The sequence below is a fragment of the Nocardioides sp. cx-169 genome (assembly GCF_021083605.1).
Taxonomy (GTDB): domain Bacteria; phylum Actinomycetota; class Actinomycetes; order Propionibacteriales; family Nocardioidaceae; genus Nocardioides.
This window is the reverse complement of the sequence record NZ_JAJNRO010000004.1, coordinates 516744-541577: the sequence shown is the minus strand read 5'-3', so window position 1 is coordinate 541577 and position 24834 is coordinate 516744. Positions and strand designations below refer to the sequence as shown.

At 72.0% G+C, this 24834-nt stretch carries 27 protein-coding genes; 18 read left to right on the top strand and 9 right to left on the bottom strand.

Annotation, left to right across the window (positions count from 1 at the left end; translation table 11 throughout):
- Positions 1-18: 18 nt before the first annotated feature.
- From LRP67_RS08400 to LRP67_RS08385, 4 genes are all read left to right on the top strand, one after another.
- Complete coding sequence (locus LRP67_RS08400; protein WP_231270016.1) at positions 19-1605, top strand: acyl-CoA carboxylase subunit beta; 1587 nt, start codon at positions 19-21, stop codon at positions 1603-1605.
- Positions 1605-1832 carry an acyl-CoA carboxylase epsilon subunit gene (locus LRP67_RS08395; protein ID WP_231269712.1) on the top strand — a complete coding sequence of 76 codons (228 nt, stop codon included), beginning with the start codon at positions 1605-1607 and terminating at the stop codon, positions 1830-1832. Before LRP67_RS08400 ends, LRP67_RS08395 begins: the two co-directional genes overlap by 1 nt.
- Before the next feature lie 82 nt (positions 1833-1914).
- Positions 1915-3624: an alkaline phosphatase D family protein gene (locus LRP67_RS08390; protein ID WP_231269711.1), complete on the top strand. Its 1710-nt coding sequence runs from the start codon at positions 1915-1917 to the stop codon at positions 3622-3624.
- A gap of 15 nt (positions 3625-3639) precedes the next feature.
- Positions 3640-4245 carry a nucleoside triphosphate pyrophosphatase gene (locus LRP67_RS08385; RefSeq protein ID WP_231269710.1) on the top strand — a complete coding sequence of 202 codons (606 nt, stop codon included), beginning with the start codon at positions 3640-3642 and terminating at the stop codon, positions 4243-4245.
- Positions 4246-4326: 81 nt separating this feature from the next.
- Here the strand turns inward: LRP67_RS08385 and LRP67_RS08380 are convergent, their stop codons facing one another.
- The 8 genes from LRP67_RS08380 to LRP67_RS08345 all read right to left on the bottom strand — a co-directional run bounded on the left by LRP67_RS08380 (position 4327) and on the right by LRP67_RS08345 (position 11914).
- On the bottom strand, positions 4327-5841 hold the full coding sequence (locus tag LRP67_RS08380) for a hypothetical protein (RefSeq protein ID WP_231269709.1): 1515 nt from the start codon (positions 5839-5841) through the stop codon (positions 4327-4329).
- Entirely contained in the window at positions 5838-6392 is a 555-nt protein-coding gene (locus LRP67_RS08375) for a hypothetical protein (RefSeq protein ID WP_231269708.1), read from the bottom strand. The genes LRP67_RS08380 and LRP67_RS08375 overlap by 4 nt, the downstream gene beginning before the upstream one ends.
- Positions 6393-6426: 34 nt before the next feature.
- Positions 6427-6816, bottom strand: a complete 390-nt coding sequence (locus tag LRP67_RS08370) for a universal stress protein (RefSeq protein ID WP_231269707.1) — start codon at positions 6814-6816, stop codon at positions 6427-6429.
- Positions 6813-8357 (bottom strand): tripartite tricarboxylate transporter permease, encoded by a 1545-nt coding sequence (locus LRP67_RS08365; RefSeq protein ID WP_231270015.1) that lies wholly within the window; start codon positions 8355-8357, stop codon positions 6813-6815. Before LRP67_RS08365 ends, LRP67_RS08370 begins: the two co-directional genes overlap by 4 nt.
- Before the next feature lie 70 nt (positions 8358-8427).
- On the bottom strand, positions 8428-8949 hold the full coding sequence (locus LRP67_RS08360) for a tripartite tricarboxylate transporter TctB family protein (RefSeq protein WP_231269706.1): 522 nt from the start codon (positions 8947-8949) through the stop codon (positions 8428-8430).
- Complete coding sequence (locus LRP67_RS08355; protein WP_231269705.1) at positions 8946-9938, bottom strand: tripartite tricarboxylate transporter substrate binding protein; 993 nt, start codon at positions 9936-9938, stop codon at positions 8946-8948. Before LRP67_RS08355 ends, LRP67_RS08360 begins: the two co-directional genes overlap by 4 nt.
- A gap of 33 nt (positions 9939-9971) precedes the next feature.
- Positions 9972-11144, bottom strand: a complete 1173-nt coding sequence (locus LRP67_RS08350; protein WP_231269704.1) for an acyl-CoA dehydrogenase family protein — start codon at positions 11142-11144, stop codon at positions 9972-9974.
- A gap of 131 nt (positions 11145-11275) precedes the next feature.
- On the bottom strand, positions 11276-11914 hold the full coding sequence (locus LRP67_RS08345; RefSeq protein ID WP_231269703.1) for a hypothetical protein: 639 nt from the start codon (positions 11912-11914) through the stop codon (positions 11276-11278).
- 122 nt (positions 11915-12036) lie between these two features.
- Between LRP67_RS08345 and LRP67_RS08340 the strand changes: the two genes are divergently transcribed.
- Genes LRP67_RS08340 through LRP67_RS08300 form a run of 9 tightly spaced genes read left to right on the top strand, consistent with a single transcriptional unit; the run spans position 12037 to position 19877 of the window.
- Positions 12037-13830, top strand: a complete 1794-nt coding sequence (locus LRP67_RS08340) for a biotin carboxylase N-terminal domain-containing protein (RefSeq protein ID WP_231269702.1) — start codon at positions 12037-12039, stop codon at positions 13828-13830.
- Positions 13814-15025 carry a benzoate/H(+) symporter BenE family transporter gene (locus LRP67_RS08335; RefSeq protein ID WP_231269701.1) on the top strand — a complete coding sequence of 404 codons (1212 nt, stop codon included), beginning with the start codon at positions 13814-13816 and terminating at the stop codon, positions 15023-15025. Before LRP67_RS08340 ends, LRP67_RS08335 begins: the two co-directional genes overlap by 17 nt.
- Before the next feature lie 10 nt (positions 15026-15035).
- Positions 15036-15524, top strand: a complete 489-nt coding sequence (locus LRP67_RS08330; protein WP_231269700.1) for a PH domain-containing protein — start codon at positions 15036-15038, stop codon at positions 15522-15524.
- Positions 15521-16975 (top strand): PH domain-containing protein, encoded by a 1455-nt coding sequence (locus LRP67_RS08325; RefSeq protein ID WP_231269699.1) that lies wholly within the window; start codon positions 15521-15523, stop codon positions 16973-16975. Before LRP67_RS08330 ends, LRP67_RS08325 begins: the two co-directional genes overlap by 4 nt.
- Positions 16976-17034: 59 nt before the next feature.
- Positions 17035-17334, top strand: coding sequence for a hypothetical protein (locus LRP67_RS08320; RefSeq protein ID WP_231269698.1), 300 nt, complete (start codon positions 17035-17037; stop codon positions 17332-17334).
- Positions 17331-18533: a hypothetical protein gene (locus LRP67_RS08315; protein ID WP_231269697.1), complete on the top strand. Its 1203-nt coding sequence runs from the start codon at positions 17331-17333 to the stop codon at positions 18531-18533. Before LRP67_RS08320 ends, LRP67_RS08315 begins: the two co-directional genes overlap by 4 nt.
- Before the next feature lies 1 nt (position 18534).
- Positions 18535-18864 (top strand): hypothetical protein, encoded by a 330-nt coding sequence (locus LRP67_RS08310; RefSeq protein ID WP_231269696.1) that lies wholly within the window; start codon positions 18535-18537, stop codon positions 18862-18864.
- Positions 18857-19312 (top strand): hypothetical protein, encoded by a 456-nt coding sequence (locus tag LRP67_RS08305; protein WP_231269695.1) that lies wholly within the window; start codon positions 18857-18859, stop codon positions 19310-19312. Before LRP67_RS08310 ends, LRP67_RS08305 begins: the two co-directional genes overlap by 8 nt.
- Positions 19302-19877 carry a hypothetical protein gene (locus LRP67_RS08300; protein WP_231269694.1) on the top strand — a complete coding sequence of 192 codons (576 nt, stop codon included), beginning with the start codon at positions 19302-19304 and terminating at the stop codon, positions 19875-19877. Before LRP67_RS08305 ends, LRP67_RS08300 begins: the two co-directional genes overlap by 11 nt.
- A gap of 22 nt (positions 19878-19899) precedes the next feature.
- Here LRP67_RS08300 and LRP67_RS08295 read toward each other — a convergent pair whose 3' ends face one another.
- Positions 19900-20343 carry a hypothetical protein gene (locus LRP67_RS08295; RefSeq protein ID WP_231269693.1) on the bottom strand — a complete coding sequence of 148 codons (444 nt, stop codon included), beginning with the start codon at positions 20341-20343 and terminating at the stop codon, positions 19900-19902.
- Positions 20344-20473: 130 nt separating this feature from the next.
- Here LRP67_RS08295 and LRP67_RS08290 point away from each other — a divergent pair, with 130 nt between their 5' ends.
- Genes LRP67_RS08290 through LRP67_RS08270 form a run of 5 tightly spaced genes read left to right on the top strand, consistent with a single transcriptional unit; the run spans position 20474 to position 24808 of the window.
- A complete protein-coding gene (locus tag LRP67_RS08290) occupies positions 20474-21193 on the top strand; it encodes an SDR family NAD(P)-dependent oxidoreductase (protein WP_231269692.1) in 720 nt (239 codons plus the stop codon).
- A gap of 45 nt (positions 21194-21238) precedes the next feature.
- Positions 21239-21964, top strand: a complete 726-nt coding sequence (locus LRP67_RS08285) for an SDR family NAD(P)-dependent oxidoreductase (protein ID WP_231269691.1) — start codon at positions 21239-21241, stop codon at positions 21962-21964.
- A gap of 23 nt (positions 21965-21987) precedes the next feature.
- Entirely contained in the window at positions 21988-22860 is an 873-nt protein-coding gene (locus LRP67_RS08280; RefSeq protein WP_231269690.1) for a nitrilase-related carbon-nitrogen hydrolase, read from the top strand.
- Between the two features lie 26 nt (positions 22861-22886).
- On the top strand, positions 22887-23729 hold the full coding sequence (locus LRP67_RS08275; protein ID WP_231269689.1) for a polysaccharide deacetylase: 843 nt from the start codon (positions 22887-22889) through the stop codon (positions 23727-23729).
- 44 nt (positions 23730-23773) lie between these two features.
- Positions 23774-24808: a sugar ABC transporter substrate-binding protein gene (locus tag LRP67_RS08270; RefSeq protein ID WP_231269688.1), complete on the top strand. Its 1035-nt coding sequence runs from the start codon at positions 23774-23776 to the stop codon at positions 24806-24808.
- Positions 24809-24834: the final 26 nt, after the last annotated feature.

Here is a 24834-nt window from a genome sequence, read left to right as displayed (position 1 = left end):
CCCTCCGCGGAGACCGGCATCGACCTCCACACGACGGCCGGCAAGCTGGCCGACCTGGAGCGCCGGCTCGACGAGGCGGTGCACGCCGGCTCGGCCAAGGCGGTGGAGAAGCAGCACGCCAAGGGGCGCTGGACGGCCCGCGAGCGCATCGAGCACCTCTTCGACGAGGGCTCCTTCGTCGAGCTCGACGAGCTGGCCCGGCACCGCTCGGTCGCCTTCGGTCTGGAGAAGACCCGCCCCTACGGCGACGGCGTCATCACCGGCTACGGCACGATCGACGGCCGCCAGGTCTGCGTCTTCTCGCAGGACTTCACCGTGTTCGGCGGCTCCCTGGGCGAGGTCTACGGCGAGAAGATCGTCAAGGTCATGGACCTCGCGCTCAAGACCGGCTGCCCCATCATCGGCATCAACGAGGGGGCCGGCGCGCGCATCCAGGAGGGCGTCGTCTCGCTCGGTCTGTACGGCGAGATCTTCCGCCGCAACGTCCACGCCTCGGGCGTCATCCCGCAGATCAGCCTGATCATGGGCAACTGCGCCGGGGGCCACGTCTACTCCCCCGCGGTCACCGACTTCACGATCATGGTCGACCAGACCTCGGCGATGTTCATCACCGGACCCGACGTCATCAAGACGGTCACCGGCGAGGACGTCACGATGGAGGACCTCGGCGGCGCGCGCACCCACAACACCAAGTCCGGCAACGCCCACTACATGGGCGCCGACGAGGAGGACGCGCTGGAGTACACCAAGGCGCTGCTCTCCTTCCTCCCGCAGAACAACCTCGACGACCCGCCGATCTACGACGAGGACGCGGACCTGTCGTTCACCGACCTCGACCGGACCCTCGACGTCCTGGTCCCGGACTCGCCGAACCAGCCCTACGACATGCACGACGTGCTCACCGCGGTCCTCGACGACGAGGAGTTCCTCGAGGTCATGCCGCTGTTCGCGCCCAACCTGATCATCGGCTACGGCCGGGTCGAGGGCCGCTCCGTCGGCGTCGTCGCCAACCAGCCGATGCAGTTCGCCGGCACCCTCGACATCGACGCCTCCGAGAAGGCCGCCCGCTTCGTGCGGACCTGCGACGCCTTCAACATCCCGGTCCTCACCTTCGTCGACGTGCCCGGCTTCCTGCCCGGCACCGACCAGGAGTGGAACGGCATCATCCGCCGCGGCGCCAAGCTCATCTACGCCTACGCCGAGGCCACGGTGCCCCTCGTCACCGTGATCACCCGCAAGGCCTACGGCGGCGCCTACGACGTCATGGGCTCCAAGCACCTCGGCGCCGACATCAACGTCGCCTGGCCCACCGCGCAGATCGCGGTCATGGGCGCCCAGGGCGCGGCCAACATCGTGCACCGCAAGGAGCTGGCGAGCATCAAGGACGGCGGGGGCTCCGCGGACGAGGTGGAGGCCCGCCGCGCCGAGCTGATCGACGAGTACGAGACCACGCTCGCCAACCCCTACATCGCGGCCGAGCGCGGCTACATCGACGCGGTGATCAGCCCCCACGAGACCCGGGTCGAGATCGTCCGGGCCCTGCGCCTGCTCCGCTCCAAGCGGGCCACGCTGCCGGCCAAGAAGCACGGGAACATCCCCCTCTGATGGCCGGCGAGAGCGACCAGACGCCGCCGCAGCGCCCGCTGCTGCGCGTGGTCAACGGGGACGCGACCCCCGAGGAGATCGCGGCGCTGGTCGCCGTGCTGTCCGCCGCCGGCGCGACCGCCCCGGCCGCACGGCGTACGCCGGAGTGGTCGGCGCACCACCGCAAGGCCCGCCCCACCCACTCCCCCGGCCCCGCCGGCTGGCGCAGCAGCGGACTGCCGCGCTGAGGTCGTGTTTCGCCGAGGGAGGTGCGGCTTGGTCTGCCTGCCTTGATGAAACCTCCCGCGCCCCGTGTGGAACCCTGCACCGGTGAGCAGACTGCGACTGGGCCCGCTGCTGCGCTACGTCGACGAGACCAGCGCGTCGATCTGGGTGGAGACCGACGGCAGGGCCACCGTCAGCGTCACCGCCGGCGAGCATCGGGGCGAGGCGCGCACCTTCGCGGTCCACGGCCACCACTACGCGCTGGTGTGCGTGGAGGGGCTGGCACCCGGCGCCAAGACGCCGTACGCCGTGCACGTCGACGGCGAGCAGGTGTGGCCGGAGCGCGGCTCGGAGTACCCCCCGTCGCTGATCCCCACCCTCGACCCCGCGAGCCGGATGCGCGTCGCGTTCGGCTCCTGCCGCACCTCGGTGGGCCACGACAAGGCCGGCAACGAGACCCACGGCGTCGACGCCCTGCGCGCCTACGCGCTGCGGATGGCCGGCGTCACCGACGTCGCCCACCCTGACGACCCCGATCCGGGCGAGGAGGTGCGCTGGCCGGATCTGGTGCTTTTCCTCGGCGACCAGGTCTACGCCGACGAGACCACCGAGGAGATGCGGGAGTTCATCGCCGCGCGCCGCGACCTGGAGCAGCCGCCGTGGGACGAGCTGAAGGACTACGAGGAGTACGCCCACCTCTACCGGCTCGCCTGGACCGACCCGGCCAACCGCTGGCTGCTCTCGACCCTGCCGACAGCCATGATCTTCGACGACCACGACGTGCGCGACGACTGGAACACCTCGCACGCGTGGAAGCAGGAGATGGAGGCCACCGACTGGTGGTGCGACCGGATCGTCGCCGGCCTGGCGTCGTACTGGGTCTACCAGCACCTGGGGAACCTGAGCCCCCGCGAGCGCGCCGAGGACGAGATCTGGTCGCGCATCGTGGCCCACGAGGGCGAGGACGAGTACGACGCCGGCCCGCTGCTCGACGAGTTCGCGGAGCGCGCGGACCAGCAGCCGTCCTCCTACCGCTGGAGCTACGCGCGTCTGCTCGGCGACCAGGCCCGCCTGGTCGTGGTGGACTCGCGCGCCGCACGCGTGCTGCACCCAGAGCACCGCACGATGCTGGACGACAGCGAGATGGCGTGGCTCGACGAGCAGCTGCGCGGCGACGTCGACCACCTGCTGATCGGCACCTCGCTGCCGTTCCTCCTGGCGCCCGGCCTGCACTACGTGGAGGCGTTCAGCGAGGCGCTCGCGGGCGGCGCCTGGGGCCGGTGGCTCGCGAAGATCGGCGAGCGCATCCGCACGGGTGCCGACCTGGAGCACTGGGCGGCCTTCCAGGAGGGCTTCCAGATGGTCACCGCGATGGTGCTGGAGGTGGCGCGCGGCGAGCGCGGCCAGGCCCCCGAGACGGTCACGTTCCTGTCCGGCGACGTCCATCACAGCTACGTCTCCGAGGCGCGCCCCACGCGCCGTGCGGCCCGTGGGAGCAAGCCGGTGCACAGCCGCATCGTGCAGGCGGTCTGCTCCCCGATCCGCAACCCGCTCTCACGCCGGTGGCGCTTCGCCACGGCGTTCCTGTCCTACGGCGTCGCCGGCCCTCTCGGCCACGTGGTGGCGCGCTCGGCGAAGGTGCCGGACGCCCCCTTGACGTGGCGGCTCCTCAAGGGACCGTGGTTCGACAACAACATGGCGACCCTGGAGGTGACACCACGAGGGCTTCGCCTGTGGTGGGCCAAGGGCCAGGTCGACGGCGACGACCACGAGCACCCGCGGCTCGTGACCGTCGCCGACCTCACCATCGGCTGACCGTAGGGTCGTGCCGTGCCCACCCTCGTCCTCGCCTCGGCCTCCCCCGCCCGCCTCGCCACGCTGCGCAGCGCCGGCATCGATCCGGTCGTGATCGTGTCCGGGGTCGACGAGTCGCAGCTCGACGGGCTGCCGCCCGCCGAGCTCGCACTCCAGCTCGCCGAGCTCAAGTGCGCTGCCGTGGCGCAGCGCGACGACCTGCCTCCTGGCTCGCTGGTGCTCGGCTGCGACTCGGTGCTCGAGCTGGACGGCCGCGCCCACGGCAAGCCGGCCGACACCGACGACGCCGTACGCCGCTGGCGCGCGATGCGCGGCCGCTCCGGGGTCCTCCACACCGGTCACTGCCTGCGCGACACCGTCTCGGACCGCGTCGCGGCGGCCACCGCCTCCACCACAGTGCACTTCGCGGACATCAGTGACGAGGAGGTCGCCGCCTACGTCGCGACCGGGGAGCCGCTGCACGTGGCCGGCGCCTTCACCGTCGACGGACTGGGCGGGGCGTTCGTGACCGGGATCGAGGGCGACCACCACAACGTCGTGGGCGTGAGCCTGCCGCTGGTTCGTGAGCTCGTCACCGAGCTCGGTGCGTCCTGGACGGACCTCTGGTCGCCCAGCGCGTAGCGGCCCCACCGGTCCACCTCGGACAGCGGGTCACCTCGGACAGCGGGTCACCTCGGTCAGCGGGTCACCTCGGACAGCGGGTCACCACGGCCACAGTGCGACCACGACGACGCCCACCGCCACGGTCACGCTCGCCACGGCGAGGCCCAGCTGCACCCAGTAGAACGCCCGGTGGACCGCGGCCGGGCTCGGGGTGCCGACGGCCTGCTCGAGCGCCGGCAGGTCATGGCCGACCCCCACCGCCACGCGCCGTTCCGCGCGCACCTGCAGCCAGAGCCCCAGCGCCAGCGCCAGCAGCGGCGCCGCAGTCGGCCAGTAGCGGGCGGAGGCGAGGTGGATGAACGGCTGGGTCAGCAGGGCCCCGAGGCTCAGCTTCAGCACGATGCTGAGGATCTGGGAGTCGAAGGAGCGCCGAGTCGCCAGCAGCAGTACCCACACCAGCACGATCAGCGAGAGGTACCACATCAGGGCCGTCACGAGCGTGACGAACCAGTACGTGAAGGTGTCCCCGTCGGTGTCGGGGTCCATCAGCTGGTCGTTGTAGCCGGACGGCTCCAGGGCGTAGGCGTAGAAGTTGCCCAGCACGTCACGGCTGTAGCTCTGCGGGGTGACCCCCTGGCGGGCGTAGCTCGACATCTCGGACTGGATGGCGACCTGGTCGCCGTCGGTCGCGCGGGCCACCTCGCGGGCGTAGCGCAGCGGCGAGAACCAGATCGTGCTGCCGGGGTCGCACGGACCGAAGCAGATGCGGTCGTACTCACCGAAGGTGTTGGCCAGCACCGTCGGCACCGAGGTCGTGGTGAGCACCCGGCCCCCCAGGCTCTGCGACGCGGCGACCGACCACGGCAGCAGCAGCCCCACGAAGAGGACGCCGGCCAGGGCCATCGCGGTGATGCCGCGCAGCCGCTCCCGGCGGCGCAGCAGGACTACCAGCGACGCCAGCATCACCAGCATCAGCCCGCCGACCAGCAGCGCGGTGCTGGAGCGCAGGTAGACGATCGTGATCCCGACCAGCCCGAGCCAGGCGCCCTCGCGCAGCGTGAAGGCCACGCCCTGGCGCACCTGTCGGAAGATCGTCACCACGTGCGCGACCAGCATCACGACGAGCAGGCCCGCGAGCAGGTCGCCCCAGGCGGCGTACATGAAGAGCAGGTACATCGGCACCAGCCCGGGGAAGACCAGGAGGATGGCGGCGTAGCGGTCGCCGAAGGTACGGCGCACGGTGCGCACCGCCAGCAGCAGCACCACCGTCGACACGACACCGAGGTAGCAGCGGATGACGAAGGTCGAGGCGTCCGGGTCCACGAGGAACAGCGGCGTCAGCAGCACCGACATGCCGGGCATGAACCAGCCGCTGCCCACGACGTTGCGCTCCAGCTCGGCGGTGTCGACAGGGCCGAGGGACACCAGGTCGCGCACCAGGTTGGACAGCGCGCGCCCGCCGTCGACGTAGTAGGCCTCGTCCCCGACGAACGGTGTGTGCCCCACCTTGGGCAGCAGCGCGAGCTTGAGGAGCACGTGCGCCGCGATCAGGATCGCCAGGAGCGTCCCGCCCCGGGGCAGGCGTCGGTAGGAGCGCTCGAGCTCGTCGATCATCGCGCGAGCTCGTAGGAGTCGGGGAATCGCTTGGTGGCGTAAGGGTCGTCGCAGACCGGGTCGTCGGAGGCCACGGCGATCGAGGGCAGGTCGAAGGTGACGGTGCCGCGCACCGTGGCGTCCTCGGGCACGTCGGGCAGGGGCTCGACCTTGACGCTCACCGGGCCGGTGTCCGGCCGCGTGAAGACCAGGACGTCGCCGGCGCCGGTCTCGGGGGTGAAGCCGGCCGCCACGAAGGAGGCGGTCAGCCGCTCGCGGACCTCGTCGGCGCCGATCAGGTCGTACTGGACGACCAGCTCGCGTCGCCGCTCCCCGTCGACCTCGACGTCGCCGTCGGTGCGCACCTGGTGGGCGAAGTCGAGCCTCAGCCCCTCGGGCAGCGGGTAGCAGCCCAGCTCGAGCGCCGGCGGGTCGAGCACCGGGCGATAGCTGCCCTCGGGGTGGGCGCGCCCGAACTGGGGGCTCAACAGCACCAGCACGACGGCGAGCAGCACCACGAGCCCGATGGACACGCGGCGCACGGTGGCGGACGAGTCCGAGATCCCAGGCACGGGCGCGATGCTAAACCAGGCGCCCGTCGGAGCTTCAGCCCGGCTTGACGGCGAGCACGTCGCAGGGTGCGTCAAGGAGCACCCGCTGGGCCACGCTGCCCATCAGCATCTTGCCGACCGGCGAGCGCCGGCGCACGCCGATGACGACGAGCTCGGCGCCCATCTCGGTGGCCGCGTCGATGATCGCGTCGGCCACGTCCGACCCGAGCCCGTGGCGCACGCTCGCGGGGACTGCCGCACCGACCAGCCGCCTCTCCAGGTCCGCGACCCCGGCCTCGCCGAGGTACTTCTGGTCGACCAGGGCATCGCCGCGACTGGCGTTGACGACCACCAGGTCGCCGCCACGGCGGCGGACCTCGGTGATGCCGGCCTCCAGCGCCGCTTCGCCGTACTTGTTGGGGATGTAGCCCACGACGACGGTCATCGCGACACCTCTTCCTTGTCAGCGGGGTCTGCGGGGTCTGCGGGGTCTGGAGGCACCAGGGGGGCGCCGCGCATCCGGTCGATCACGACGGGCGTGACGATCGCCAGCACGATGACGACGTAGACCCCGATGGCCAGCCCTTCGCTGAACAGCCCGCTGAGGTCGCCGTTGGAGATGTCCAGGGCCTCGCGCATCTTCACCTCCATGAGGGGGCCGATGATCACGCCGAGGATGAGCGGCAGGATCGGGATGCCGAAGCGGCGCACCGCGAAGCCGATCGCCCCGAAGACCAGAAGCAGGGCGATGTCGAAGGGGTTCTGGTCGACGGCGTAGGCGCCGAGCGAGGCGAAGAAGAGGATCCCGGCGTAGAGCTGGGGGCGCGGGATCTGGAGCAGCTTGGCCCACAGCGGCGCCAGCGGCAGGTTGATCACCAGCAGCAGGGCGTTGCCGATGAGCAGGCTGGCCAGGAGCGTCCAGATCAGGTCCGGCTGGTCGGTCATCAGGGTCGGCCCGGGCACGATGCCGTACGTCGTCATCGCGGCCAGCAGGATCGACGCCGTCGCCGTGACCGGCAGGCCCAGCGCCAGCAGCGGGACGAACATGCCCGCCGCACTGGCGTTGTTGGCCGCCTCGGGGCCCGCCACTCCCTCGATCGCGCCGTGACCGAACTCGCCGCTGTCCTTCGCGAGCTTCTTCTCCGCGATGTAGGACAAGAAGGTGGGTGTCTCGGCGCCACCCGCCGGGAGCGCGCCGAAGGGGAAGCCGATCGCGGTGCCGCGCAGCCACGGCTTCCAGGAGCGGCCCCAGTCGTCGCGGCCCATGAACGGGCGCCCCACCGGGATCACCTCGACCGGGTTGCGGCGCAGGTGCGCGGCGATCCACAGCGACTCGCCGATGGCGAAGAGGCCGACCGCCACCACGACGATGTCGGCGCCGTCGACCAGCTGGGTGATGCCCAGGGTGAGCCGGGCCTGGCCGGTGGAGAGGTCGAGGCCGACCAGCCCGATCGTCAGGCCGATGAAGAGCCCGATGAAGCCGCGCAGGCGCGAGCTGCCGAGCACGGCCGAGACGAGCACCAGCGAGAGCAGCATGATCGCGAAGAACGACGGGGCGCCGACCTTGACCGCCTGCTCGGCGATCGTCGGGGCGAAGAACGCGACCAGCAGGGTCCCGATCGTGCCGGCCACGAACGAGCCGATGGCCGCGGTCGCCAGGGCCTGCGCGGCCCGGCCCTTCTTCGCCATCTTGTTGCCCTCGATGGCTGTCATCACCGACGCCGACTCGCCCGGGGTGTTGAGCAGGATCGAGGTGGTCGAGCCGCCGTACATGCCGCCGTAGTAGATGCCGGCGAACATGATCAGCGACTGGGTCACGTCCAGGCCGTAGGTGATCGGCAGCAGCAGCGCGAGCGCCATCGCCGGGCCGATGCCGGGCAGTACGCCGACGAAGGTGCCGATGAGCACGCCGATGGCGGCGTACATCAGGTTCTGCGGTGTGAGCGCGCTGCCGAGGCCGTCGAGCAGGAGGTTCAGGGTGTCCATCACTCGGGGTCCCTGCGGAGTTGTTCGGCGGAGGAGCGGAGCGGGGGAGTCGAAGAACTCCGCAGGGTGTTCACAGGACCCCGTCCAGGATGCCGGGAGGCAGCGGGACGCCGAGCCCGGTGTAGAAGAAGTACCAGCTGCCCACCGACAGCACCGCGCCCACCAGGAGGTCGCGCAGCAGCGTGCGGCTGCCGAGCGCCCAGGCGCAGCCCGCGAACAGCAGGGCGCCGGTGATGGCCCAGCCGAGGACGTTCACCAGCAGCAGATTGAGCACCAGGATCGCGACGAGCTTGCCGACGGTCGTCCAGTCCGCCGGGGAGGCGAGGTCGACGTCCTCGCCGGCCTCCTTCTCGGGTACGTCGCCGCGGGCAGTCGCGATGGCGAGGAGCAGCGCGAGCACCAGCATCCCGCCGCCGATCACGTAGGGGAACACACGCGGTCCGACCGGGTCGGCGAAGCCGACGTTGAGGCCCCGGGCGTCGATGAGCGTGTAGGCGCCGACCACGGCCAGCACGGCGGCCAGTCCGTACTGGGCCTTGTCGGCCTTGCGGGGAGCCGTCGTCTGGGCCGCCGCGTCGGAACGCTCGCTCACAGCAGCCCCAGGTCCGCGAGGGTCCCGGAGACCCGCTCGTCCTGCTCCTCGAGGAACGCCATGAAGTCCTCCCCCGTCTTGAAGTCGTCGGTCCAGCCGTACTGCTCCAGCGTGGCCGCCCAGGCGTCGGTGTCGTGCATCTCCTGCAGGTAGCCGATCAGCTCGTCGCGGCGCTCGTCGCCGATGTCGGGTGGGGCCAGGACCCCGCGCCAGTTGAGGAAGACCAGGTCGATGCCGCTCTCGGTGAGCGTCGGCGCGTCCTTGAGCGCGGGCTGCGGCTGCCGCTCCTCCCCCGAGACGGCCAGCACCCGCAGCTCGCCCTCCTCGATCTGCTGCTCGAACTCGGCGAGCCCCGAGAAGCCGGCGTCGATCTTCGCGCCGAGCAGCGCGCTCTTGAGCGGTCCGCCGCCGTCGTACGACACGTAGTTGACGTTGCGGGGGTCGATGCCGACGGTGTCGGCCAGCTGCATCGGGAACAGGTGGTCGGGGCCGCCCTGCGAGGAGCCGCCGCCGACGGCGAGGCTGCCCGGGTCGGCGGCCCACGCCTGCACGAAGTCGTCGATCGTCTTGAACGGCGAGTCGCCCGGCACGAGGACGCCCTCGGGCTCGCTGATGAGCTGGGCGAGCGGGGTGGCGTCGGTGAGGCGCCGATCGTTGCCGAAGGAGTAGAGCGAGCCGACGACGCCCAGCCCGACGATCATCATCGTGTGCTCGTCGCCGGTGTCGCCGAGCATCTCGGTGAACGCGTTGGTGCCGCCGGCGCCCTCGATGTTGTCGACGGTGAAGTCACCCCCGGTGACGTCTCCGTCCTCCATGACCTTGACCGCCTCCCGGCCGGTCTGGTCATAGCCGCCGCCGGCGGCGTTGGGGATGACCATGAGCAGGTCGCGGCTGTCGTCGCCACGGGTCACCCCGCAGGCGGGCGTCGCCGCGACGAGGGCGGCCACGGACATCGCGACGAGAAGCCGTCGCCACCGAGAGTCAGGCACTCTCGGGAACCTACCCCCCGTACGTGGCGCGCGTCACTCCACGGGCAGTCCGAGCCCCCGCGCGATGAGCATCCGCTGGACCTCCGAGGTGCCCTCGCCGATCTCGAGCACCTTCGCGTCGCGGTAGAAGCGGGCGACCGGGTACTCCTCCATGAAGCCGTAGCCGCCGAAGACCTGCGTCGCGATCCGCGTCGCGGTGACCGCCGACTCGGTCGCGTAGAGCTTGGCGACAGATGCGGCCTGCTTGAAGTCCTTCATCGGGGCGCCGGAGTCCTTGAGCCAGGCGGCGCGGTAGGTGAGCAGCCGGCTGGCGTGCAGCATCGTCTCCAGGTCGGCGATCTGGAAGGCCACGCCCTGCTTGCGCCCGATCGGCCCGCCGAAGGTCTGGCGCTCGCCGGCGTACGCGACGGCCATGTCCAGGCAGGCCTGGATGCAGCCCACCGAGAGCGCGGAGATGGCCACGCGGCCGTCATCGAGGGTGGCGAGGAACTGCGCGTAGCCCCGGCCCTCGGCCCCCAGCAGGTGGTCGGCGGGGACACGCGCGTCCTCGAACGACAGCGCGTGGGTGTCCGAGGCATGCCAGCCGAGCTTGTCGTAGGGCTTCTCGACGGTGAAGCCGGGCGTACCCGCGGGCAGCATGATCACCGAGATCTCCGGCTTGCCGTCGGCGCGGGTGCCGGTGCGGGCGGTGACGTTGACCAGGCTGGTGATCTGCGAGCCCGAGTTGGTGATGAACTGCTTGGCGCCGTTGACCACCCACTCCCCGTCGTCGAGCTCGGCCCTGGTGCGGGTCGCTCCCGCGTCGGAGCCGGCGCCGGGCTCGGTCAGGCCGAAGCCCGCGAGCCGCTCCCCCGCGACCAGCGCGGGGAGCCACCGCTCCTTCTGCTCCGCGGTGCCGTAGGTGAGCACCGGGTTGATCCCGAGCCCGACCCCCGCCTGCAGGGTGATCCCGAGGGACTGGTCGACCCGGCCGATCTCCTCGATCGCCACGCACAGGCTGGTGAAGTCGCCGTCCTCGCCGGCGCCGCCGTACTCCTCGGGGGCGGTCAGCCCGAACAGCCCGAGCCTGCCCATCTTCTGCACGACGTCCACAGGGAAGTGGTGCTCGCGGTCCCACTGCGCGGCGTGCGGGGCGATCTCGGCCTCCGCGAACTCGCGCACGCTGCGGCGGAACTCCTCGTGCTCACGGCTCAGGTCGAAGCTCATGGCGCCACTGTAGCGCGAGGTTAGCGATTGTTAACCGCCCGACGGGCGAGGTTCTGGGCGGTTTCCTGTCGTTCTGGGCCGTTATCCCTGCCCAGAACGTCAGGGTTATAAGCATCCGCTGATAACCCTGCTCAGTCGCAGTTGTCGCACACACCAGTAGCCGGCAGCGCCATGAAGCACCGATCACAGACGGCAACCGGGCGGTCGGTGGCGGCGATGCGCGGCTTGGCCGGCGCCGCGGGCGACTTGGCGGCGGCGCGCGGGGTTCGAGCAGCACCCGCTGCGGCCGGGGCGCGCGGCCGGCGACGGCCCACGGGCTCGGGGACGGGAGCCGGCTCGGCGTCGGCGGGCGCGGATCCGGCCCAGCGATAGCACTCCAGGCGAGCGGCCGAGGCGTGCGCCTCGCGCTTGAGGGGGTCGGCGATGGGCAGCCGTTCGTCCACGCGCAGCACGTCGTCGTAGGCCTCCCCGACCCAGCCCGAGTGCGGGTCGACGACCAGCGCCGGCAGCGGTGGCACGCCCTCGTGCCGGCACAGGTGGGCCACGGGGATCAGCACCTTCGCCAGCCACTGCGTCGCCGGCCGGCTGGTGCGGATGCCGCTGGCCTCCTGCACCCGCTCCCCCAGGTCGGTGGTGGTGATGACCGCGCGGTACTCCCCCGCGGTCTGCACCAGCACGCCGTACGCCTCACGCACCCAGGCCTCGAGGGCGATCGCCTCGGAGGTCGGAGTGCCGGACGGTTCCCGCCAGAATCCCTGTCGCTGCGCCACCGACCCACCTTAGGCATGTCGGGAGGTCATCGGAGAGGGGCCACCGAGATGCACGTCACGTCCGCGCACGCGCCGCGGGCGATACCCTGCCCGGCGAAGACCCACAACCTCAGGAGCGTCCCGTGCCCGACTCGGCCAACCTCAAGCCGCTGCAGAAGGTCCTGATCGCCAACCGCGGCGAGATCGCGGTGCGTGTGATCCGCGCGTGCAAGGACGCCGGCATCGGCAGCGTGGCCGTGTACGCCGACCCCGACCGCGACGCGCTGTTCGTGCGCCTGGCCGACGAGGCCCACTCCCTCGGCGGCGCGACGCCCGCCGAGTCCTACCTCGACATCGAGAAGATCATCGCGGTCGCGCAGAAGTCCGGCGCCGACTCGATCCACCCCGGGTACGGGTTCCTCGCCGAGAACGCCGACTTCGCCCAGGCCGTCATCGACGCCGGCCTGACCTGGATCGGCCCGCCGCCCGCGGCGATCGAGGCGCTGGGCGACAAGGCCAAGGCCAAGCACATCGCGGACAAGGCGAAGGCGCCGCTCGCCCCGGGCACCAAGGACCCGGTCAAGGACGCCGACGAGGTGGTCGAGTTCGCAAAGGACAACGGGCTCCCGGTCGCCATCAAGGCCGTGTTCGGCGGCGGCGGGCGCGGCCTGAAGGTCGCGCGCACGCTCGAGGAGATCCCCGACGCCTATGAGTCCGCGGTCCGCGAGGCCGTGACGGCTTTCGGTCGCGGCGAGTGCCTCGTCGAGAAGTTCCTGGACAAGCCGCGCCACGTCGAGACCCAGTGTCTGGCCGACCAGCACGGCAACGTCGTGGTCGTGTCGACGCGCGACTGCTCGCTGCAGCGCCGCAACCAGAAGCTGGTCGAGGAGGCGCCTGCGCCGTTCCTGAGCGAGGAGCAGCTGAGCGAGCTCTACGAGTCCTCGAAGCGGATCCTGCGCGAGGCCGGCTACTACGGTGCCGGCACCTGCGAGTTCCTGGTCGCCCAGGACGGCACGATCTCCTTCCTCGAGGTCAACACCCGCCTCCAGGTCGAGCACTGCGTCTCCGAGGAGGTCACGGGGATCGACCTGGTCCGAGAGATGTTCCGGATCGCCGCCGGCGAGGAGCTCGGCTACGACGACCCGGAGATCCGCGGCCACTCGATCGAGTTCCGCATCAACGCCGAGGACGGCGGGCGCAACTTCATGCCGGCGCCCGGCACCCTGTCGGCCTGGAGCCCGCCGAGCGGCCCGGGCGTCCGTGTCGACGGCGGCTACGAGAACGGCGAGACCATCCCCGGCTCGTTCGACTCCCTCATCGCCAAGCTGATCGTCACCGGGCGCGACCGGATCCAGGCGCTGGAGCGCTCGCGGCGCGCGCTGGACGAGTTCGTCGTCGACGGGATGCCCACGGTCATCCCGTTCCACCGCGCCGTCGTCTCCGACCCGGCGTACGTCGGCGCCTCCACGCCATCCGGCGAGGGCGAGTTCAGCGTCTACACCCAGTGGATCGAGACCGAGTTCGACAACCAGATCGAGCCCTACGGCGGCGAGTCGGCGGAGGCCGACGAGCCCGTCGAGACCCAGAGGGTCGTCGTCGAGGTCGACGGCCGCCGCCTCGAGGTCGTGCTCCCGGCCGGGCTCGGCGGCATCGGCTCCGGCGCGGGCGCGGCGAAGAAGCCCAAGCGCGCGGCCGGCAAGAAGGCCGGAGCTGCCGCGAGCGGCGACGTCGTCACCAGCCCGATGCAGGGCACCATCGTCAAGGTCGTCGTGGCCGAGGGTGACGAGGTCGCCGAGGGCGACACCGTGGTCGTCATCGAGGCGATGAAGATGGAGCAGCCGCTCAAGGCTCACAAGGCCGGCACCGTGACCGCACTGCAGGCCGAGGTGGGCGCCACCGTGACCAACGGTGCCGTCATCTGTGAGCTCAAGGACTGACCTCACCGGCCGCACCACGAGGGCCGGCGACCTGGGGCAGCCGGTGCTCGCCGGCATCGTCACGGCGGTCGTCGGCTTCACCTCCTCCTTCGCGGTGCTGCTGACGGGCCTCACCGCCGTGGGCGCCTCTCCGGCCGAGGCCTCGTCGGGGCTGTTCGTCTGCTGTCTCACCATGGGCGTCGGCAGCGTGCTGTTCTCGCTGGCCACGCGCAACCCGGTGACGCTGGCCTGGTCGACGCCCGGTGCGGCGCTGCTGGCGGGCGCGGCGGCACCCGACGGCGGCTACGCCTCCGCGGTCGGCGCGTTCGCGCTCGCCGGTCTGCTCTACGTCCTCACCGGCCTCTTCTCCCCGCTCGCCCGCCTGGTGCGCGCGATCCCGCTCGCCCTCGCGAACGCGATGCTCGCGGGCGTGCTGCTGGTGCTGTGCGTGCAGCCGTTCCGCGCGCTGGTCGACGAGCCGGGCGCCGTCGCACCCGTCCTGATGACCTGGCTGGTGCTGCTGCGGGTCGCCCGGCGGTGGGCCGTGCCCGGGGCCTTCGCCGCCGCGGTCGTGGTCATCGCGGCCACGGGCTCGCTGTCGGCGGTCGACTCCTCCGCCGTGGCGCCCCAGCTCACCTGGACCACGCCGGGCTTCGACCCCGCCACGGTGCTGGCCATCGGGGTCCCGCTCTACCTGGTCACGATGACGAGCCAGAACATCCCGGGCGCCGCGGTCCTCGCCTCCTTCGGGTACGGCGCACCGTTGCGGCCGGCGCTCTTCTACGCCGGCGGGGCGACCGTGGCCACCGCCGGCCTCGGCGGCTACTCGATCAACCTGGCCGCGATCTCGGCCGCCCTCGCCGCAGGGCCGGAGGCCCATCCCGACCCCGGGCGGCGGTGGCTCGCCGGGGTGAGCACCGGGGTGACGCACCTCGCCCTCGGCCCACTCGCGGCGGGCGTCGCCGCGGTGGCCGTCGCCGCTCCGCCCGGCCTGGTCGCGGCGGTCGCCGGGGTGGCGCTGCTCGGCACCTTCGGCTCCGCGGCGGCCTCCGCCATGGGCGACGCCGACCACCGCGAGGCCGCGACCGTCACCTTCGTGGTCGCCGCCTCCGGCGTGGCGGCGTTCGGTGTCGGTGCGGCCTTCTGGTCGCTGCTGGCCGGTGGCCTCTACCTGCTGGTCATGGGGCACCGCGCCCAGACTCGGGCCAGCCACTAGCCTCGGCAGCGTGGACCGACCCAGCCTGCGTGAGCCCCGGGAGCGGGTCAGCCCGAGGGCGCGGCTCATGTGGCAGCTGTCCAACCTCGTCGAGGGCCTGCTCACGGTGGCGGTCCTCGCCGTGGCGGCCGCGGTGTGGGATGCCGTCGACCTCACCTGGTGGATGGTCGCGATCGCCCTGCTCGCGGTGGCGGCGTACGTCGCGGTCGTGCCGCAGTGGCGCTACCTCGTGCACCGCTGGGAGGTCACCGAGACCGCGGTCTACACCCAGACCGGCTGGTGGGCGCGCGAGCGACGGATCGCGCCGATGTCGCGGATCCAGACCGTCGACTACGTCGAGTCGCCCATCGCGCGGCTCTTCGGCCTGGCGAGCGTGACGGTGACGACGGCGTCGGCGGCCGGGGCGCTGCAGATCGCCGGCCTCGAGCGGGACCGGGCGCAGGCCCTCGTCGACGACCTCACGCTCAAGGCGGACGCGGTCGAGGGCGACGCGACGTGACCGACGACGGCTGGCAGCGCCTGGACCCGCGGATGATGCTGATCCATCCGGTCCGCGAGGTCGTCCGCTTCCTGCCTCCGCTGATCGCGCTGTTCGTGGCCGGCGTGGCCTCGGGGGGAGGCCGGCCGTGGCAGCTCGTCGGGATCCTGGTGCCCGTGGCCCTCGGCCTGTACCGCTACTTCACCACCAGCTACCGCATCGCCGGTGGCCGGGTGGAGCTCAAGCGCGGCCTGGTCGGGCGGCACGTGACCTCCACCCCGCTCGACCGGGTGCGCACCGTCGACCTCACCGCCACGGCGATCCATCGGGTCCTGGGGCTGACCACGCTGCGCATCGGCACCGGGACCGGGGCCAGCGGCGAGGACAGCGATCTGGAGCTGGACGGCCTGCCGACCGCCCGCGCCGAGGAGCTGCGCTCCGAGCTGTTGCGCCGCTCCACCGTGCTCGACGCGCCGGTCCCCGACGAGGCCGCCGCGCCGGAGCCGCCCGTCGTGGAGCTCGACTGGGCCTGGGTGCGCTACGCGCCCCTCACCACCAGCGGCCTCGTCGTCACGGCGGGCATCCTGGGCGTCGCCGGACAGATCCTCGGCAGCGTCGACCTCTCCGTGGACCTCGACGGGGCGCCCCGGTCCGTCGGCCTGCCGGGCTGGACCGCCGTCCTTCTCGGGCTGGTGGTGCTCGTGGTCCTCGTCTGCGCACTCTCTGTGGCGGGGTACCTGGTGACCAACTGGGGCTTCGCGCTCACCCGCTCCCGCGGCGCCTGGCACCTGCGCCGCGGTCTCGTCACCACCCGCGAGACCAGCCTCGACGAGGAGCGCGTGGCCGGCGTCAGCATGGGCGAGCCGCTCGGGCTGCGGCTGGCCGGCGGGGCGCGGCTCACCGCGATCGTCACCGGCCTCCACTCCGATCATCCCGGCAGCTCGGTCCTCGTCCCGCCCGCGCCCGCGCCGGTGGTGACGCGCGTGGCCGGCGCCGTGCTCGGCACGAGCGCGCCGCCTACCGCCGCGCTGACCGGCCACGGCCCGGCGGCGACGCGACGCCGCTACACCCGCGCCCTCGGTACGGCGGTCGCGCTCGCCGCCGCGATCGCGGCCGGCCTGGTGACGCTCGGCGCCCCGTGGTGGGCGCTCCTGCTACTCCTCGTGCTGCCGGTGGTCGCGGCGCTGCTGGCCGCCGACCGGGCCCGCGCCCTCGGGCACGCGCTGGTCGAGGAGCACGTCGTCGCCCGGTCGGGTTCGCTCGCGCGCCGCCGCGACCACCTCCAGGTCGGGCACGTCATCGGGTGGAACCTGCGCGCCACCTGGTTCCAGCGCCGAGTCGGGCTGACCTCGCTGGTCGCGACCACCGCCGGAGGTCGCCAGTCTGTCACGCTGCCCGACGTACCAGAGCCGCTGGCTGTGGGCCTCGCCGACGAGACGCTGCCGCACGTGATCCGGCAGTTCCTGGCCTGACCCGCCGTCGCGGGCGGGTCCGTGATTGAGGTTCGCATTTCCTGGGTAGGCGACCCGGCATGACCGCCACGAACCTCGAGGTCGACCCCGCCGACCTCCAGCAGATCGCCGGCGTACTCGACGGCGCCGGCAGCGCCCTCTTCGGCCATGCGTCCGATCTCGACGCCTCCCCCGACGCCGGTGCCTCGTCCGGCGAGGTGGGCAAGGCCCTGGTCAGCCTCTCCAGCAGCGTCGCGGCCCTCGCCCAGCACATCGGCAGCCTGGCCGAGTCGACCGGCGCCGTCGGCACCGACTTCGCCGGCACCGATGGCGCCGTGGCCGGCGCCATGACCCAGCAGCAGGCGGTGATCGGGCCGTGAGCGTCTGCGAGACCGAGGTCTTCGGCGACCCCGGCACCTGCACCACCGCCGCCAGCCAGGCCGCGACCGCGCGCGCCGCCATCACCGAGGCCGAGAGCCAGCTCGGCACCGCCCGCTCCAAGGCCGGGACCTGGCAGGGCCAGGCGGGGGCCGCGTTCGAGGCGCGGGTGGAGTCGGCCTTGCGTGACCTCGGCGATCTCGGCAGCCGGATCCAGTCGATCGAGACCGCCCTGACCGACTTCGCAGGCGAGCTGACCGTGGTCAAGGAGCGCATGGGCCAGGCCCGCCAGGTCGCCGCCGCGGGCGGCGTGACCGTCAACGGCACCACGATCGTCCAGCCCACCGAGCCGGGTGGCGAGCTGAGCCAGGGGCAGGCCGACGCGTTCAACGCCAAGGTGGATGCCTGGAACGAGGCGGTCGAGATCACCGACGGCGCCCGGACCAAGGAGAGCGAGGCCCATCAGCACCTCAGCGAGGGCATCGCTGCCTCCACCGGCGACGGTTTCGTGGAGGATCTCTTCGAGCGGCTCGGCTTCCTGCCCCCGGACTTCGCCGACGCCGACGACATCGGCGGCTGGCTCTTCGGCCTCGGCGGCCTCGGTTTCGGCGCCGGCGTGAGCTACATGGTCAGTGGCCGGTACGGCGTCTTCCAGCCGCGCGTCAACGGCAGGTTCGGCAGCGCCAACGGCATGAACTTCTGGCAGCGCGCCGCCGCCGCCGGCCGCTCGGACAGCTGGCACGCCCGCCCGTACCAGGCCGCCAACCGCAACGCCTGGGGCACCGCCGGCAGGTGGGCCGGCCGGGCCGGCACCGTGGTCACCGCGGTCACCGCCGGCTGGAACCAGTGGCAGGCCGACGCCGATGACCCCTCCCTCAACGACACCGAGCGGGTCGCCCGCTCGGCCACCATGGGCGGCACCACCGCCGCCGGCGCCTGGGCCGGCGCCCAGGGCGGCGCCTGGGCCGGTGGCGCCATCGGGACGGCGATCTGCCCCGGCGTAGGCACGGTGGTCGGCGGCGTGGTCGGCGGCGTCGTGGGCGGCGCGATCGGCGGCTTCGTCGGCAGCGAGGTCGGCCAGGCGATCATGGAGCCGGTGGCCGACGCCGCGGACGCGGCGGTCGAGTGGGCCGGCGACGCCGCGGACACGGTCGGCGACGTGGCCTCCGACGTCGGCGACGCAGTGACGTTCTGGGACTGACATGGACCTGATCCACGCGCTGATGCTGGTCGGGGGGCTGGCCCTCGCGGCCCACACGACCTGGCAGCACCTCGGCCGGAGCCCGGCGGCTCGGCGCTGGACCCGGACTGTCCAGGGCGACCTGACCCGCCGCAGCGTGCTCGTCGTACGTCCCCTGCTCTCGGTCGTGCTGGTGCTCGGCGCGCTGACCGCGTTCACCGAGGGGTCGACGGGCGCCAACGTCGCGGTCGCCGGGCCGATCGCCGTCGCGCTGGTGGTGCTCCTGGCCTACCTGGTGCTGCCGCTGCCGGTGCCACGCGTCGTGCAACCTCGGTGGTACCGACGTGCCTGAGACCGCGGAGGTGCCCCTGACGGTGCCGGGGGGCTGGGAGATCCTGGCCGACCCGCCCGAGTCCACCGTGGTCGTGGCCCGCGGCACCGCCCTCCCACCTGAGGGGTTCCGGCCCAACCTGGTCGTGACCGCGCAGGACACCGGCGGGATGGGCTTCCGGGACTGGCAGGCCGGCACCGACGAGCTGCTGCCGCGGATCCTGGACGGCTACCTGCTCGTCGACCTCGAGCGGCTCGAGATCGCCGGGCGGCCGGGCGGGCGCCGGCTCGCCCACCACACCGGGCCCCGCGGCGAGGCGCTCACGATGGAGCAGTGGTTCACCCTGGTCGACGGCGTCGGGCACACGCTGACCGCCACCGTCGAGACCTGGCGCTACGACGAGCTGGCCGACGCGCTGGCGGCGGCCGCGTCGACCTGGCGAGCGGGGGGCGAAGCCCATGCTGGTTGAGACCGACGCCGCGTCCGGCGCCGTCCGGCTCGACGACGAGGGGCTGGCGGCGCTGCTGGCCGGCGAGCACCCGGGCCCGGAGCCACTGCTGGCCGTGATCGCCAAGCCGACCGTCACGCTGGGCCTGGCGGTCGCCGGCATGGAGACCCGGCTCGAGCATCGCGCCTGGGTGACCCGGGAGAGCGCCGCCCTGCTGCTCGGCGTGCGGCCGGGACTCTTCCAGCTGATGGCGCACGACCCCGCCTTCCTCACCGCGGCCTTGGTGCGGCTGACCCGGATGCGCCCCCGCCGGGTCGAGGACCGCGAGCCGCTCGACCTCCCGGCCGAGCGGCTCCCCGACCTGGTCGCCGCCGACCAGACCGTGCGCCGCGCCGCGCTCGCCGCCGCGGGCGCCGACTTCGCGTGGCACCTGTCGCTGCGGTGGGAGGGAGGTCAGCGCGACCTGGTCGCCGTCGACGGCCCGCGCGGCCTGCACCTGGGCGACCCCGCCGCACCACGGCTGGTGCCGGTCAGCAACACCACGGCGTACCGGATCCTCTCGACGGCGCTGCCCACCGACGTCTGAGGCGCCACCGGCGCCTGAGGCCTCAGCGGCGCTGGTGCTCCCAGTCGAGCGCGGCCGGGTCGACCCCCATCACCTGCAGGGCTCCGATTCCGCGGGCGGCCAGCTCGGCGGCGTCCCCGCGCGGCACCGTGCACCAGTAGTGCGCCACCGCAGGCTGGGTGCCGGAGGGGTCCGGGTCGCCCGGCGCCAGCCAGCCCAGCGCGCGCACCCGCTGGTGGTCGGCCTCGCCGAGCTCCCACTCCCCGCCGAAGAGCGTGGCCCCCACGCACTCGCCGTACAGCTCCTCGTCGTCGCGCAGGAACTGCACGAACCGGTGCGGCGGCGGCGCCGCGCGCCGGCGCAGCAGCCCCTGCGGCTCCCCCGCCGGTGGCGCCGGCTCGCCCAGCACGACGTACTCGTCCCCGGTCATCGTCGTCAGCAGCTCGGCCAGCGTGGCCTGCGGGGCGGCCCACACGTCCTGCGCCATGCCACGAATCTACCCCGCCGGCCGCCCAAGGCAGATACGTATTTGTGCCGACGCGACGACCGCGCCCGCGTTCCTACGTTCGACGGCATCCCGGCACGGCCCGGGACCGCAACCGAAGGAGTCGCAACAGATGGGAACGCTGACAGGCCGGGTGGCCCTCGTCACCGGCGCCGCGCAGGGCATCGGGCACGCCGTGGCGACGGTTCTCGCCGAGGCGGGCGCCGAGGTCACGGCGACCGACGTCCGCGACCAGTCCGACCTGGGTGATCACATCCGCACCCGGTCCCACGACGTCACTGACGCCGCGCGCTGGGCGGAGATCGTCGACGAGATCGAGGCCGACCACGGTCGCCTGGACATCCTTGTCAACAACGCCGGCGTCTCGGGGTACGACGACCTGCACGAGCTCTCGCTCGCCGAGTGGAACCGGATCATCGCCATCAACCAGACCGGCGTCCTGATCGGCATGCAGCAGGCCCTGAGGCTGATGCGACCCCAACGCTCCGGCGCGATCGTGAACATCTCCTCGATCTGCGGGGCCACCTCGGTCAAGGGCGTCGCCGCCTACCACGCCTCCAAGCACGCGGTGCTGACCATGACCAAGAACGCCGCAGTCTCCTACGCCCGTGAGGGCATCCGAGCGAACGCCGTGCTGCCCGGCTGGATCCGCACCCCGCTGACGCTGGGCCAGACCGACGAGCTCAACGGCGCCTTCCTGGACGCCACGCCGATGGGGGTCGGCGGGGAGCCGGTCGACGTGGCCAGGGCCGTGAGCTTCCTGGTGTCCGACGACGCGCGCTTCATCACGGGCGTGGACCTCCCCGTGGACGGCGGCTACCTCGCGCGCTGACGCCGCCCCCGAACGACCGAACACGAGCCGACAGAGAGATTCGACATGAACCGTCTGACCGACAAGGTCGCCGTGGTCACCGGCGGCGCCATGGGGATCGGGCTGGCCACGGCCATCCTCTTCGCCGACGAGGGCGCCACCGTCGTGATCGCCGACCTCACCAAGCCTGAGCTGGATGCGGAGGCGCCGGCCATGGCGTACGCCGAGCTCGACGTCACCGACGAGGCGGCGTGGGAGCGCCTCGTGAGCGACGTGCTCGCCGAACACGGCCGCTTGGACATCCTCGTCAACAACGCGGGTGTGATCGACTACGCCGGCATCGCCGAGGTCACTCCCGAGGACTGGGCGCGGGTCATCGGCGTCGACCAGACCGGGGTGTTCCTCGGCATCCGCGCGGCGCTGGGCCCGATGCGACGACAGGGGTCCGGCTCGATCATCAACATGTCCTCGGCGTGGGGCGTCGTCGGCTCGGAGGGGGTGGCGGCCTACCAGGCCGCCAAGGGCGCCGTCCGCGGCCTGACCCGCAACGCGGCCATCACATACGCCTCCATGGGGATCCGCGTCAACACCGTGATCCCGGGCTGGGTCACCACGCCGCTCACGGACAGCCAGCCCGCCGAGAAGAACGCGGAGGTCATCGGCCTCACGCCCCTCGGCTACGGAGCCGACCCCCGCGACATCGCGTGGGGCTGCGTCTACCTCGCGAGCGACGAGGCCCGCTACGTGACCGGCAGCGAGCTCGTCATCGACGGCGGGCTGCTCGCGCAATGACCACCACCACGAAGGAGACCACCATGCCCCGCACCCTGACCGTGGCCGCAGCCCAGTTCGAGATGCGCCCCGTCGAGTCGTTCGACGCGTTCGCCCGGCAGGTCCGCGACCTGCTCGACCAGACCGCCGGCGCGCGCCTGGTCGTCCTGCCGGAGCTGTTCACCGAGGCGCTGTTCACGATCGACCCCGAGTGGCGCACGCACGAGATCGCGCAGCTCACGCGGATCAGCGACTACACCTCGGACTACAAGGCCCTGTTCTCCGCCGAGGCGGCCGCGCGGGACCAGTGGATCCTCGCTGGCAGCCACCTCGTGGCGAGCGAGCGCGGCCACGAAAACGTCGCCTACCTGTTCGGCCCGGCGGGCGAGGTCCACACGCACGCCAAGACGCACATCTTCCCCGCCGAGGCCGACTGGGGCACGGTCGAGGGCGACGAGCTCGCCGTGCACGAGATCGACGGCGTCAAGGTCGGCATCGCGATCTGCTACGAGGCCGAGATCCCGGAGGTCTGCACGACGCTGACCGCCCTGGGCGCCGAGGTCCTGCTCACCCCGTCCTACACCTTCACCGAGGCCGGGTTCTGGCGCGTGCGGCACTGCGCAGCGGCTCGGGCGATCGAGGACCAGGTCTACGTCGTCCACTGCCCCACCGTCTCGACGTTCGAGGCTCCGCTGTCACCGGGCTGGGCGCGTGCCTCCGTCCTGTCCCCGTGCGACCTCGTCTTCCCGGCCGACGGGGTGCTGGTCGAGGCCCGCACCAACGAACAGGACGTCATCACCTACGAGCTGGACCTCGACCTGCTCCTCGAGAACCGGCGCACCGGTGCCGCGACCACCCACCTCGACCGCGGACGGCGACGCGACCTCTACGCCAAGTACGCCCACGTTTCCCTCTGACCACTCGTCCCGAAAGGACCACTGCCATGCCTCTCAACCTGCCCGACGGCAAGAAGATCGCCGTCAACATCGGTGCCGACTTCGACGCCCACTCCGTCTGGATGGGCACCTTCGGCAAGACCTCGCCCAGCTACCTGTCCCGCGGCGAGTTCGGCGCCGAGGTCGGCGTGCCGCGTCTGCTGCGCCTCTTCGACCGGTACGGCGTGACCGGCACCTGGTGCACCCCACTGCACTCCATGCAGACGTTCCCCGAGGCCTTCCGCTCCATCGTCGACGCCGGCCAGGAGATCGCCGCGCACGGCTGCTACCACGAGTCGGTGCCCGGCCTGGACCAGGACACCGAGGTCCGGCTGATGGAGCAGACCATCGAGGGTCACGTGAAGCACGTCGGCGTCCGCCCGCGCGGCTACCGCTCCCCGGCCTGGGACTTCACCGAGCACACCCTCGCGCTGCTGGAGAAGGTCGGCTTCGAGTGGGACTCCTCCCTCATGGGCCGCGACTTCCAGCCCTACCACCCGCGCCCGGTCGAGGTCCGGTGGGAGGAGGGCTCGGTGTTCGGGCCGCCCAGCCCGATCCTCGAGTTCCCGGTGTCGTGGTACCTCGACGACTTCCCCGTCGGCGAGTACATCCCCGGCGTCAACCAGGGCCTGGGCTCCAGCGAGGTCATGTTCAAGAGGTTCCAGGATCACTTCGACTACGCCTACGCCCACGAGACCAACCCGGTCCTGGCCATCACCGTCCACCCCCAGACCATCGGGCGCGCCCACCACATGCTCGGGATGGAGAAATTGCTGGACCACATGGCCGGCCACGACGGTGTCTGGTTCGCCTCCCTCAGCGACATCTACGACACGTGGACCGACGACTGACCCTGCTCAGCCCCGCCTCATCCCACTCCCGAAAGAAGATCGCCATGAAGACACGACGCACCCTCGGCCTGGCCGCCTTCGCCGTCTCGGCCTGTCTGGCCATGACGGCCTGCTCGTCCGGGGTCTCCGATTCCGGGAGCAGCGACTCCGCCGAGATCATCGAGCCGCCGGTGTCGGCCGCCAAGGACCTGAAGATCGCCTACTTCTCGGCCGGCACCAGCAACTCCTACCTGCAGGCGTCCATCGACGAGGCCGAGAAGGTGGCCGAGGAGATCGGCGCCGACCTCGACGTCTTCGACGGGGAGTTCACCTCCCAGACCCAGTTCGACCAGATGCAGCAGGCACTCACCAGCGGCAAGTACAACGCGTTCGTGGTGGAGCCCAACGACGGCAACCTGGTCTGCGACATCCTCACGACCGAGGCTCCGAAGAAGGAGGTGCTGGTCTCCGTCTTCAACCTGCCAATCTGCGGGCGCGCCACCAAGCTCGGCGACGAGACCTACCAGCCGGGCACCATCACCTACGTCGGTGGACAGACGCTGGACGTCTACCAGGCCTGGGTGCAGGACGTCATCGACTCGCACCCGGACGGCGCGAAGATCGGGCTCATCTCCGGCCCCGACCTCAACGCCAACTCGATCTGCTTCTTCGAGGCGGCCAAGGCGTTCGAGGATGTCGAGGGCTTCGAGGTGGTCGCCCAGCAGACGACCGACTACACCACCCCGAAGGCGTTCGACGCCGCGCAGACCATGCTGCGCGCCAACCCCGAGATGGACATCATCATGTCCAACTTCTCCGGGATGACGCGGGGTGTCGTCGAGGCAGCCGAGGGCAACGACGTGGACATCTACGACTTCGGCGGGGACGAGTGGGCGCTGTCCAACGTCAAGAGCGGCAAGCTCGCCGGCAGCGTGATGATGCTCCCCCGCCAGGAGACCCGTGAGGCGATCGAGGCGGTGGCGGCGTACGTCGAGGGCGAGGACGTGCCGCCGTTCGTCAACCTCACCGAGTCCGACCTGCTGCCCGGCACGCCGTTTGCGACCGCGGAGAACGTCAGCAAGTTCACCGCCGAGTACTGAGACCACGAACGCACGAGCCACGGAGG

Excerpts from the sequence above, each read along its gene's own strand:
- LRP67_RS08350 (WP_231269704.1), bottom strand. The coding sequence starts at position 11,144 with ATGAGCTTCGACCTGAGCCGTGAGCACGAGGAGTTCCGCCGCAGCGTG.
- LRP67_RS08285 (WP_231269691.1), top strand. The coding sequence starts at position 21,239 with ATGAACCGTCTGACCGACAAGGTCGCCGTGGTCACCGGCGGCGCCATG.
- LRP67_RS08320 (WP_231269698.1), top strand. The coding sequence starts at position 17,035 with ATGACCGCCACGAACCTCGAGGTCGACCCCGCCGACCTCCAGCAGATC.
- LRP67_RS08270 (WP_231269688.1), top strand. The coding sequence starts at position 23,774 with ATGAAGACACGACGCACCCTCGGCCTGGCCGCCTTCGCCGTCTCGGCC.
- LRP67_RS08280 (WP_231269690.1), top strand. The coding sequence starts at position 21,988 with ATGCCCCGCACCCTGACCGTGGCCGCAGCCCAGTTCGAGATGCGCCCC.
- LRP67_RS08370 (WP_231269707.1), bottom strand. The coding sequence starts at position 6,816 with ATGACCGTCGTCGTGGGCTACATCCCCAACAAGTACGGCGAAGCGGCG.
- LRP67_RS08295 (WP_231269693.1), bottom strand. The coding sequence starts at position 20,343 with ATGGCGCAGGACGTGTGGGCCGCCCCGCAGGCCACGCTGGCCGAGCTG.
- LRP67_RS08300 (WP_231269694.1), top strand. The coding sequence starts at position 19,302 with ATGCTGGTTGAGACCGACGCCGCGTCCGGCGCCGTCCGGCTCGACGAC.
- LRP67_RS08365 (WP_231270015.1), bottom strand. The coding sequence starts at position 8,357 with ATGGACACCCTGAACCTCCTGCTCGACGGCCTCGGCAGCGCGCTCACA.
- LRP67_RS08310 (WP_231269696.1), top strand. The coding sequence starts at position 18,535 with ATGGACCTGATCCACGCGCTGATGCTGGTCGGGGGGCTGGCCCTCGCG.
- LRP67_RS08380 (WP_231269709.1), bottom strand. The coding sequence starts at position 5,841 with ATGATCGACGAGCTCGAGCGCTCCTACCGACGCCTGCCCCGGGGCGGG.
- LRP67_RS08275 (WP_231269689.1), top strand. The coding sequence starts at position 22,887 with ATGCCTCTCAACCTGCCCGACGGCAAGAAGATCGCCGTCAACATCGGT.
- LRP67_RS08395 (WP_231269712.1), top strand. The coding sequence starts at position 1,605 with ATGGCCGGCGAGAGCGACCAGACGCCGCCGCAGCGCCCGCTGCTGCGC.
- LRP67_RS08290 (WP_231269692.1), top strand. The coding sequence starts at position 20,474 with ATGGGAACGCTGACAGGCCGGGTGGCCCTCGTCACCGGCGCCGCGCAG.